The 10,643-nt window shown below is 66.3% G+C and carries 10 protein-coding genes; 6 read left to right on the top strand and 4 right to left on the bottom strand.

The genetic code is table 11. From position 1 onward, the window contains the following. Positions 1 to 188: 188 nt before the first annotated feature. Positions 189 to 914 (top strand): SRPBCC family protein, encoded by a 726-nt coding sequence (locus tag AC1DBQ_RS10175; RefSeq protein ID WP_116767107.1) that lies wholly within the window; start codon positions 189 to 191, stop codon positions 912 to 914. A 33-nt stretch (positions 915 to 947) separates the two neighbouring features. Continuing rightward, positions 948 to 2,246 carry a tRNA guanosine(34) transglycosylase Tgt gene (gene tgt, locus AC1DBQ_RS10170; protein ID WP_476928381.1) on the top strand — a complete coding sequence of 433 codons (1,299 nt, stop codon included), beginning with the start codon at positions 948 to 950 and terminating at the stop codon, positions 2,244 to 2,246. Between the two features lie 139 nt (positions 2,247 to 2,385). Here tgt and AC1DBQ_RS10165 read toward each other — a convergent pair whose 3' ends face one another. The 3 genes from AC1DBQ_RS10165 to AC1DBQ_RS10155 are packed head-to-tail and all read right to left on the bottom strand — an operon-like array spanning position 2,386 to position 5,677. After that, on the bottom strand, positions 2,386 to 3,486 hold the full coding sequence (locus AC1DBQ_RS10165; protein ID WP_476928382.1) for a Gfo/Idh/MocA family protein: 1,101 nt from the start codon (positions 3,484 to 3,486) through the stop codon (positions 2,386 to 2,388). Continuing rightward, on the bottom strand, positions 3,483 to 4,502 hold the full coding sequence (locus AC1DBQ_RS10160) for a sugar phosphate isomerase/epimerase family protein (RefSeq protein WP_476928380.1): 1,020 nt from the start codon (positions 4,500 to 4,502) through the stop codon (positions 3,483 to 3,485). Before AC1DBQ_RS10160 ends, AC1DBQ_RS10165 begins: the two co-directional genes overlap by 4 nt. Then, positions 4,499 to 5,677, bottom strand: a complete 1,179-nt coding sequence (locus AC1DBQ_RS10155; protein ID WP_476928379.1) for a Gfo/Idh/MocA family protein — start codon at positions 5,675 to 5,677, stop codon at positions 4,499 to 4,501. The genes AC1DBQ_RS10160 and AC1DBQ_RS10155 overlap by 4 nt, the downstream gene beginning before the upstream one ends. A gap of 152 nt (positions 5,678 to 5,829) precedes the next feature. Here AC1DBQ_RS10155 and AC1DBQ_RS10150 point away from each other — a divergent pair, with 152 nt between their 5' ends. Both AC1DBQ_RS10150 and AC1DBQ_RS10145 read left to right on the top strand, forming a co-directional pair. Continuing rightward, positions 5,830 to 6,843, top strand: a complete 1,014-nt coding sequence (locus AC1DBQ_RS10150; RefSeq protein ID WP_476928378.1) for a LacI family DNA-binding transcriptional regulator — start codon at positions 5,830 to 5,832, stop codon at positions 6,841 to 6,843. Positions 6,844 to 7,018: 175 nt separating this feature from the next. After that, a complete protein-coding gene (locus tag AC1DBQ_RS10145; RefSeq protein WP_476928377.1) occupies positions 7,019 to 7,960 on the top strand; it encodes a type IV toxin-antitoxin system AbiEi family antitoxin domain-containing protein in 942 nt (313 codons plus the stop codon). Positions 7,961 to 8,087: 127 nt separating this feature from the next. Here AC1DBQ_RS10145 and AC1DBQ_RS10140 read toward each other — a convergent pair whose 3' ends face one another. Next, a complete protein-coding gene (locus tag AC1DBQ_RS10140; protein ID WP_476928376.1) occupies positions 8,088 to 8,783 on the bottom strand; it encodes a queuosine precursor transporter in 696 nt (231 codons plus the stop codon). Positions 8,784 to 9,047: 264 nt separating this feature from the next. Between AC1DBQ_RS10140 and AC1DBQ_RS10135 the strand changes: the two genes are divergently transcribed. Next, a complete protein-coding gene (locus AC1DBQ_RS10135) occupies positions 9,048 to 9,860 on the top strand; it encodes an ABC transporter ATP-binding protein (RefSeq protein ID WP_476928375.1) in 813 nt (270 codons plus the stop codon). Then, positions 9,860 to 10,642, top strand: a complete 783-nt coding sequence (locus tag AC1DBQ_RS10130) for an ABC transporter permease (RefSeq protein ID WP_476928374.1) — start codon at positions 9,860 to 9,862, stop codon at positions 10,640 to 10,642. The genes AC1DBQ_RS10135 and AC1DBQ_RS10130 overlap by 1 nt, the downstream gene beginning before the upstream one ends. Position 10,643 lies beyond the last annotated feature (1 nt).

The following is a 10,643-nucleotide window of genomic DNA, read 5'->3' as shown; positions in this document are numbered from 1 at the left end:
TCACAGCCTGCCGCTGGGCCATCGTGAGCTCCATGAAAACGGGCATAGCTGGCAACCGCCGCCAACACCGTCAACCACGCCGCTACGCGGAGGTTTTCAAATGAGGCAACGTATCCGGCTACGCGGAGGTTTTCTACGAGTCAACGCGGCCCCTACCCGTTCGGGGCCTGGCGTTGTAGATTCACCCCATGACGAACAATCTGAGCGTTGTGATCAATTCGGACGCGCAGCAAGTTTGGACCATGCTGCGCGAACCCGCCAGAATCGCCCAATGGCACGGCTGGAACGCCGATGACCAAGAGGCCGAAATCAACGAAATCTACTTCGGCCCCAATGTGGTCGAAGGCGCGGACCACACCTCCCTGGTGGTCGACGGCGGAGACGTCTTCACCTTGAAACCTGTCCCCACGGGCACGGAAGTCAGCGTCACCCGGGCGGCGATCGACCACAATTCCGAATGGGCCGCCTGGGACGAGGACATCACCCAAGGCTGGCTGACCTTCCTCCATCAGTTGCGCTTCGCCTTGGAACGGCACCCGCACGGCAAACGCCGGACCTTCTTCTTCTCCGTGCCCGGCACCGGCGGCTCGGCGATAGAAAACCTCGGGCTCAGCGACGTCCCGGCGCCCGGGGACCCGTATTCGCTCACCCTGCCCACGGGCGAGGAGATCTCCGGCAAGGTCTGGTTCCGCAGCAATCACCAGGTGGGCCTGACGGTCCACAACTACGCCGAGCACGGCGAGGGCCTGCTGATCGTGGCGGACCAGCCCGCCATCGCGGACGTCCGGCCCGACGGCGGATCCCTGGCGATCGTCTCCACCTATGACCTCGGGGCCCACCAGCTGGACGCGATCCGCAATTACTGGGACAAATGGCGGGCTGAGAACTACCCCACATCGGATCCCGTCCACTAAGGCTTAGGCAGCGTTAGCTGGCACACTTGAACCGTGCCAGCCAATCCTGTCTCTGATTCTTTGCCGCCCGCGCCTGCCCGGCAGTCCGAGTTCTCCTTCCGTGTGGGCAAGCGCCTGAGTGAGGCGTGCCCGCCGTCGGCCGGTCAGATCGCCGCCAACGGCGGGGAGTTCCTGGGCCGGACCGGCACCATCGCCACCCCGCACGGCGAGATCCAGACTCCGGCGTTCATCGCCGTCGGCACCAAAGCCACGGTCAAGTCCGTGCTGCCGGAATCCATCGCCGAGCTCGGCGCGCAGGCCGTGCTGGCCAACGCGTACCACCTGTACCTGCAGCCGGGAGCGGACATTCTGGACGTGGCAGGCGGGCTGGGCGCCTTCATGAACTGGCGCGGGCCCACGTTCACCGATTCCGGCGGCTTCCAGGTGATGAGCCTGGGCTCGGGGTTCAAGAAGGTCATCGACATGAAGTCGGTGGACCATTCAGGGCCGGACGACGCCGTCGCCCCCGGCAAGGAACGCCTGGCCCACGTCGATGAGGAAGGCGTGTGGTTCAAGAGCCACCTCAACGGCGACCGGCACCGGTTCAGCCCCGAGATCTCCATGAACGTCCAGCACCAGATCGGCGCGGACATCATGTTCGCGTTCGATGAGCTGACCACGCTGCAGAACTCGCGCGGCTACCAGGAGGAATCCCTGGAACGCACCCGGCGCTGGGCCGAGCGGTGCATCACCGAGCACTTCCGGCTCACATCCGAGCGCGTGGGGAAGCCCTACCAGGCGCTGTTCGGGGTGATCCAGGGCGCCCAGTACGAGGACCTGCGCCGCAAGGCCTGCCGCGACCTCGGCGCCATGAATTTCGACGGCTTCGGCATCGGCGGCGCACTCGAGAAAGAGAATCTCGGCACGATCGTGCGCTGGTGCAATGAGGAGCTGCCGGAGAACAAGCCGCGGCACCTCCTGGGCATTTCCGAACCCGACGATATCTTCACCGCAATTGAGAACGGCGCGGACACGTTCGACTGTGTCTCCCCCACCCGGGTGGCCCGGAACTCGGCGTTCTATCACCCCACCGGCCGGTACAACCTCTCCGGCGCCAAGTACAAGCGCGACTTCGGACCGCTCCAGGAAGACTGCGACTGCTACGCCTGCCTGAACTATTCGCGGGCCTACATCCACCACTTGTTCAAGGCCAAGGAGATGGTCTCGGCGACGCTGATCTCGATCCACAACGAGCGCTTCGTGGTGAAGATGGTGGACGATGCGCGCCTGGCCATCGAGTCGGGCAACTTCTTCGACTTCAAGGCCGAGACCCTGGGCCGTTACTACTCCTAGGTTCGGCTGCCGCCGTCCAGGTCGCCGAAACGCTCCGGACCCGCCGTCGAATTCGCCGGAACCTCTCGAGGTCGCCGTAACGTTGCGGCGATCCCGCAGCTTTCCGGCGACCTCGCGATTCACCGCACGACGGCGGCCCCTACTGCGCGCGCTGTCCGTCCAGCCCCACAACCCTGTTCTCCAGCGCGCTGCGCCGGGCGGCGTCGAGCACCTCAAGGGCCCGGACCCCCTCAGTCGCCGGCACCGGTCCGGGCCCGCCGTCCCGGACCGCGCGGGCGAATTCGGTGTAGAACCCGGCATAGTTGCCCTGCTCCGAGGGCACCTGTGAGCGGCCGCTGGAAACCGCGAGTGTCCCCCAGTTTTCCGGGGCATCGATCCCCCAAGTGGCAGGCTCCCGGGCCGGGCGGCGGCCTGCGAACAGGGCTTCGGCCTGGACGTCGGCGCCCGAGGCAATGTAGCTGCCGTCGCTGCCATAGGCGCGCAGTTCACGCGTCGTGGAGTGGTTGAGTTTGCTGGCCGAGACCGTCGAGACGGCACCCGATGCGTGCGTCAGTGTCACGAAGAAGCCGCAATCTGTGGTCTCGCCGAAGCGGTCGGTCCAGTCGAGCGCGGCGTAGACGTGGGTGGCCGGGCCCAGCAGCCACAACATCTGGTCCACGAGGTGGCTGCCCAGATCGCGCAGCAGCCCGCCCGTGGCACCGGTCTCAAGGGTGTCGGCACCGTCCTGGTCCATGATCGAGTGGACCCGCCACACCTCCCCGAGTTCGCCCGAGGCGATGACGCCGGCGAGCGTGAGGATATCCGCGTCCCGACGGCGGTTGTGACAGACATTCAGGACCACGCCCGCCTGCCGGGCCGCCTCGGCAAGTTCCCGCGCAGAAGCGGCATCCGGGGCGAACGGTTTGTCCGCGACCACGTGAACGCCGGCCGCGATGGCCTCCAGCACCAGCTCGCGGCGGGTGTGCGGAGGCGTCGTGATGGTCACGGCGTCCACCCCGGCGTCGAGCATCTCGGCAAGACTCCCGTAGACGGGAAGCCCCGGGTAATCTGCGGCGACCTCCGCGCGTTTCTCCGGCGACCGAGCCACCACTCCGGCGAGTTCGACGCCGTCGGCCGCCTCCGCACCGCCGTCGAATTCGCCGGAAAGCTGCCGGTTCGCCGGACTTTTACGGCGATCCCGGCGCTTTCCGGCGACCTCGGGGTATTGATCGAACGACGGCGGTCTCCCCGGGCCGGTCAGTTCGTGAGGTGCAGCGACGCCGAGAGCGCTGCGTCGGCGTCCCGCAGGACCTTGGCCGCCACCTGGAGGCCCTCGATCCGGCCCAGGGAGGTGTCCTCGTGCTCGATGTTGACGAGCATGTTCGGGTCAACTTCGTAGAGCGCGCGCAGGAACTCCGTCCAGTAGGCGGAGTCGTGCCCGCGGCCCAGGGCCACGAAGTCCCAGGCGGAGTTCTTGGGCCACTCGTTGGCCCACTCGTCGCCGCCGAGGTTGGTGCGGTTTTCCTCCGGGGACAGCCGGCGGAAGCTGTTGTCGAGGACACCGTAGAGCGCGGCGTTCTCAGTGTTCACTCGGACGTCCTTCGCGGCTGCCTGGAAGACCAGCGGACCGAGTTCGCGCACCACCGCGACCGGATCCATCTGCTGCCAGAACAGGTGCGAGGCGTCCAGCTCGACGCCCACGTGCGTGGCGCCGGTCAGCTCAATGAGCTTGTACACATCGGCGGTATTGAACACGATGTTCTGCGGGTGCAGTTCAAGGGCAACCTTGACGCCGTGGTCGGCGGCGAGGCGGTCGGTTTCTTTCCAGAAGTCGGCCGCGATGCTCCACTGGTAGTCCAGCACGTCCAGGGCGGCCGAGTTCCAGGCGTTGACCACCCAATTGACGGTGGTGGCCCCGGGTTCGCCGCCGGGAAGGCCGGACATGGTCACCACCCGGTCCTGTCCCAGCCTGTGCGCCAGCCGGATGGAGCGGCGGATGTCCTCGGCATGCTTCTCGCCGATCTCCCGCTTGGGGTGCAGCGGATTGCCGTTGCAGTTCAGGCCCGCAATCGAGACGCCGGTCCCCTCGAAAATCGCGAGGTAGTCATCACGGGCCGCATCGCTCTCGAGGATCTGGTCCATGGTGGGGACGTGGACGGCGGGCAGGAATCCGCCGGTGTTGATTTCGATGCCGGTCAGTCCGAGGTCGGCGATGACCTTGAGTGCCTCGGGAAGCGGCCGGTCGTGCAGGATTGCGTTGTAGACGCCGAGTTTCATAGCGTGATTTTCTTTCCGTTGTTGAGCGCCGATTCGGTGACCGCGCCGAGCAGTTCCATGTTCCGCACGCCCTCGTCGAACGTGGCGCAGCGCGGCAGAGACTCAGCCTCGCTGAGACCGGCAACTTCCTCCAGGAACGCCCGGGCCTGATAGCCGAAGGCGTCGTTCTGTCCGAAGCCGACTTCAGGGGCGTCCATGGCCAGGCCGCCGGCGATGTAGGGGTGGCCCGGGCCGAGAATGACCTGGCGGTAGCCGTTCTCATTGCCGGAACCATCGTTGAGGAACAGCTGGATTTCGGCGGGACGGCGCTGGTCGAACTTGGCGGCACCGTTCTCGCAGAACACTTCAAACTGAAGGCTGTTGGCGTGTCCGGCGGCAACGCGGGAGACTTCAAAGCTGCCGGCACCGTTTTCGAACTCTGCGGAGAACGCCGCGTAGTCGTCGTTTTCGACCGGCTCGAAGGTGTCGCTGACAGCGACGTGGTCGTGGCCCATGACCGCGGCGAGCGGGAGCGGGCGCTTGTCGATCACGGTGCTGAGGTGCCCGCCGCTGATGGACTTGATGTCACCGCAGAGGAATTCGGAGACGTACGTGAGGTGGCTTCCGACGTCGGCCAGCGCGCCGGAGCCCTGGCCGCCCTTGTAGCGCCAGCTCATGGGGGCCGAAGGGCTGAACCCGTAGTCGGTCCAGTAGCGCCCGCTGAAGTGCAGGACGTTGCCCAGGACGCCGTTGCGGATGAGGTCGCGGATGTAGGCGATGCCCGGGGTGCGGCGGAAGGTGAACCCGATGCGCGCGATCGAGCTAGCGTTGCGGGCAGCCTCGGCCATGGCGCGGGCGTCCTCGATCGAGTCGCTGAGCGGCTTTTCGCACAGCACGTGCTTCCCGGCGGCCAGCAGTCCCTCCACGACTTCCCGGTGGAGGGAGTTCGCGATCACGACGCTCACGACGTCGATGTCATCGGCCTCGGCGATCGCCTGCCAGGAGGTGTCATTGCGTTCGTAGCCAAAACGCTTTGCCGCAAGGGAGCCGAACTCGGCGTTGACATCGCCGATGGAGACCAGCCGGATGGGAGGAAGAACCGGGCTGTACAGTGTGGACGCCGTGCGGTACGCGGCTGCATGCGCCTTTCCTGCCATTCCGGCGCCGATTACGGCAACTCCTAAACTGTCAGCCATCGATTTCTCCTTTGAAATTGCCAGGCCGACGGCCCGACTCCAGAAAATTGGAGCGCTACAAAAATTAGCGCTGATAAGAAGCGTAGCTATGTGAATATGTCCTGTCAATGGTGGGACGGCTATCCTCGAATGAGACATGAAAGGCTCTGCAGATGACGCTGAACACCTCTCGAACCCGCCGCCCGACGATCTACGACGTCGCCAAGAGCGCCGGAGTCTCCCCGTCGCTGGTGTCCCTCGTGCTTCAAAACCCGTCGAAGGTGAGCGAGAAGCGGCGGGAGGCCGTCCGGGCGGCCATGTCAGAGCTAGGGTACCGCCCGAGCCGGGCAGCGACCACGCTTGCCAGCAGCCAGACGAAAAGCATCGGACTGGTCATTGACGACTTCCGGAACCTCTGGTTCGTGGACCTCCTGCGCGGCATGGAATCCGCTCTCTCCCCCCACGGCTACCAGGTCACCCTCGCGGATTCCCGCCCGGGAGAGAACCGCATCACCGAAGCCACAGACGGTCTGCTGTCCATGCACGTGGAGGGCCTCGTCATCGCGGCCGAGCCGAGCGAGTCGATGATGGCCGGAACCTGGGTTCCGGCCGTCGTCGCCGGTTGGCGCAACGGTGTTCCTGCCGGCGCCAGCCTCATTACCAATGACGACGACTGCGGCGGCCGCATGGCGGCAGATCACCTGCTGGGGCTCGGCCACACGCGGATCGGACACCTCTCGGGCTCCGGCGGGGCTGCCGCCCACCGGCGCGACGGCTTCCGCAGCGGCATCTTGGAGGCCGGCGTCGAGCTTCGGATCGCGGGCGAATCGCAGGGGACCTCGGAGGAGGACGGCTACGCGGCCGCCTGCTGGATTCTTGACCACCACCCGGACACGACCGCCCTGTTTGCAGCCAACGACACCATGGCCCTCGGCGCCCTCGCCGCGGCCAAGGCGCGCGGCCTGTCCATTCCGGCGGACCTCTCTGTGATCGGCTACGACAATTCCCAACTGGCCAAGTCGCGGTACCTGGACATCACGTCCGTGGACAACCGCAGCGACGTCGTCGGCGTCGATGTCGCCAACACCCTGCTGGCTCGGATCCAGGACCCCGGCCTCGAGCCTGAGCGCAAGCTGATCGAGCCGGCCCTGATCGTCCGCGGCACCACGGCGCGCGTTTCCGGCTGACACCGGCGCGTCGGGTGCCGGGCCGCCGTCGAGCTCGCCGGAAAGGCCCGAATTCGCCGTAAATCTACGGCGACCCGGCAGCTTTCCGGCGACTCCGCTGTTATCCACATCGCCGTTATCCACATAGCGACGGCGGAGCCTCCCGGGCGCGTCGGCGGTACCGGACGCTGGAGCCATGTCGCAAAACCCCTCGCTGCAACTGCCCCCGACGGGCAATCTCTGGCGCACAGAAGAACTGCTCGACCTCGGCTACGGCTCGCGGACCATCCGATCCCTCCTGGATTCGGGCGCCCTTGTCCGGCTCCGGCACGGCTGCTACATCCGCGCCAGCCTCTGGAATGCCCAAGGCCCGGACGTACGGAACAGGCAGCGCATCTTCGCGCACGCCCACGGAACGCGTACGACGTCGACGGGCACTTTCCTCTACAGCCACACGTCCGCAGCGCGCCTCCGCAGCCTGTTCCTCTGGAACGTGGATGACGCCATCCATGTCCTCCAGAACGTGCGCCCGTCGAACGAGCGCCACGGCAGGGACGTCCGGTGTCATACACGTCCCTTTACCGAACACGACTCCACCATTGTCCGCGGCCTGCGGACAACGTCTCTGGAACGGACGGTTGCCGACTGCGCCATGATGCTGCGCTACAGGCAGGCCTTGATCCTCACCGACCATGCGCTTCGCCTGGGCGCGGATCGAGTAGCCCTGCAGGCCATGGCGGATGCACTGGATGGCCGCCGGGGGATCCGGACGTTCCGCCGCGTCCTCATCACGGCGGATCCGCGGTCCGAATCTGCGGGCGAAACGCTCACCCGCGAGCTGATCCACCGGCTTCGGATCAAGCCGCCTGAGCCTCAACTGGAAGTATCAAGCCGCGCCGGGCGCCACCGTCTGGACTTTGCGTGGAAAGAGGAGAAGGTCGCCCTCGAGTTCGACGGCAAGACCAAGTACTTCGACTACAGGCCCACAGCCGAGGTGCTCTTCGAGGAACGGCGCCGGGAGAAAGCCCTGGCTGAAGAGGGCTGGCGGTTCATCCGCGTCGAGTGGGAACACCTCTTCCACGAGCAGGAATTTAGGAACCGGCTGCTTCGTGCTCTAGCCGGCCGCCCGCACCCCTGACGGGCCCGTGAGTCGCGAATTCGCCGGACGCCCGCGACGTCGCCGGAAACTTACGGCGACCCCGCAGGTTTCCGGCGAACTGGGCGACGGAACGGCGACGGAACGGCGACGGAACGGCGACGGCTGCCTAAGCGCCGTAGCTCGGTTCGCGCTTCTTCACCCAGCCGATGGCGAGCGTGGTCAGCGGTACGAAGGCGAACTCCACGAGGGTCTTGTAGAGGAAGCCCACAAGGACATAGTTCACGAACATCCCGACGTCGGCAATTCCGATCACGGACGCGGCGATGCTGCAGAAGATCAGTGTGTCCACGAACTCGCCGGCCACGGAGGAGCCCATGATGCGGGCCCACAGGGATCTTTCCCCGGTGCGCGCCTTCATCTTTACCAGGATCCAGGAGTTGATGGTCTGGCCGGCAAAGAAGGCCAGCAGCGAAGCCAGCACGATCTGCGGGACCGGGCCCAGGGCGCCTTCCAGGGCCGCCTGCTTGGAGGCACCGTACTCGTCGCCGAAGCCCGGCAGGGCGATGATGACCCAGTAGCAGAGGGACGCGAAGACGGAGAGTGCAAAGGTGGTGACGATGGCCTTGCGGGCCACTTTGAAGCCATAGACCTCGCTGATGACGTCGCCCAGGATATATGCCAGCGGGAAGAGGAAGAAGCCGCCGTCCGTGATGATCGGGCCGATCGTCACGCCCTTGGATGCCCCGATGTTGGACAGGATCAGCACCACGGCCATGACGGCCAGCATGATGCCGAAGTACGGGGAACCGATCGAGGCGAACTTCGGCGGTGCGGACACCGGGAAAGTTTTGGCGGACGTCATGGGCATTCCATTCGTAGTGGTTCGCTCGGCGGCCCGCGCCCGCAAGGGAACACGCTGCTCGGCCGGCTGTATTAGCACTGGACGGCCCGGGCAGAAGAGCCACCCGAACCGCCCTCCATTCTCGCACCCAGCTGTGCGGGCCAGGAGCCGCGAGTTCGCCCGAAACCTGCCGGGTCGCCGGAAACTTACGGCGACCTCGCACGTTTCCGGCGAATTCGATGCTGCAGGGCCCCGCACTGTGACCGTGCCGGGCGTGGTGGCAGGATGGGGGCATGGAGGAGCCCCGTGCCTGACACCGCAGTTTCCACGCGTGCCCTCGTCAAGCGATACCGCGGGGTCACCGCCGTCGACTCGCTCGACCTCGACGTCCGCCGCGGCGAGATTTACGGGTTCCTCGGCAGGAACGGGGCAGGCAAGACGACCACCATCCGCATGGTGCTCGGCCTCATCCGCCCGAGCAGCGGGGAGGTGACGGTCCTCGGGCGGCGCATCCTGCCCGGCGAGACCAACGTGTTTTCGCGCGTCGGTTTCCTCGTCGAGACCGCTACCGCCTACCCCAACCTCACGGTGCGCGAGAACCTCGACATCCAGCGGCGGCTCACCGGCTCGCCAACCCGGACGGTCGCCGACTCGATCGCTCTGCTGCGCCTGGGACCGTACGCCGACCGGCGCGCCGGGCAACTCTCGCTCGGCAACAAGCAGCGCCTCGCGCTCGCCCGCGCACTGCTGCACGCCCCCGAACTTCTCGTGCTCGACGAACCCGCCAACGGGCTCGATCCTGCGGGCATCGTCGAGATCCGGGAACTGCTCCGCTCGCTTGCCGACGAGCGTGGCGTCACCGTCTTCATGTCGAGCCACATCCTCGCCGAGGTCGCCCACCTGGCGGACCGTATCGGCATCGTCCACGACGGCCGCCTCATCGAGGAGTCATCACGCGACGAACTCGCCGCGAAGGCACGCGCCTTCGCTACCGACGCCTACACGTCCGAAGAACGCGAGCAGGCGCTGCTCACGCTGGATCTGGAGCGCTACTTCCTCGCGCGCACGGACGAGAACCCGAAGAGCGGGGATGCCTGATGTTCGGTCAGGTTCTCGCCACGGAATTCGTCAAGCTCCGCCGCGCCAAGGCAACGTGGGCCACCCTGGCGGTGCTGGCGCTGATGCCCCTTGGCATCGCATTGTTCATGTGGATCGTGCGCGAACCCGGGCGGGCTGCCCAGCTGGGGCTTCTGGGCACCAAAGCGAGCCTTACCGGGATCGAAGCGACGTGGCCTGCGTACTTCTACATGCTCACGCTGATCTTCGGCGTCGGCGGGATGCTGCTGCTGGCGTTCATTGCCGCCTACCTCTTTGGCCGGGAGTACACCGACGCCACCGCCAAGAACATGCTCGCGCTGCCGGTGGGCCGTCACTGGTTCGCCGTCGCCAAGCTGCTGGTCGCGGCGGTCTGGTGGATGGCGCTCGTCGCCATCGTGCTCGTCGAGGCATTGGCGATCGGGCTGGCGATGAACCTGCCGGGGTTCTCTACGGCCTTGGCCGCCACCGGAATCCCACGAGTGCTGCTTGCCGCGGTGATCTCGTTCCTGCTCGCGCCCGTGGTCGCCTGGATCGCCGTGTGGAGCCGCGGCGAGGTGGCCCCCATCGCCTTCTCGCTCGTCATGCTGGCCCTCGGCAATTTGTTCGGCAAGACCGGCTGGGCGGAGTGGTTCCCCTACTCGATAGTCCCACTGCTGATCGGCATGGTGGCCGACCCTGTCGACTCGCTCCCGGCAGGCAGCTATGCGGTGCTCGCGGCGACATTCGTGGCAGGGGTCGCCGCCACCATCCTGCAACTGCGGTTCGCAGACAACGCCCAGTAAC

The sequence above is a fragment of the Arthrobacter sp. 10T413_2 genome, from assembly GCF_056394205.1.
The sequence above is the reverse complement of the archived record's forward strand: the minus strand, read 5'-3'. Positions and strand labels throughout refer to the sequence as shown.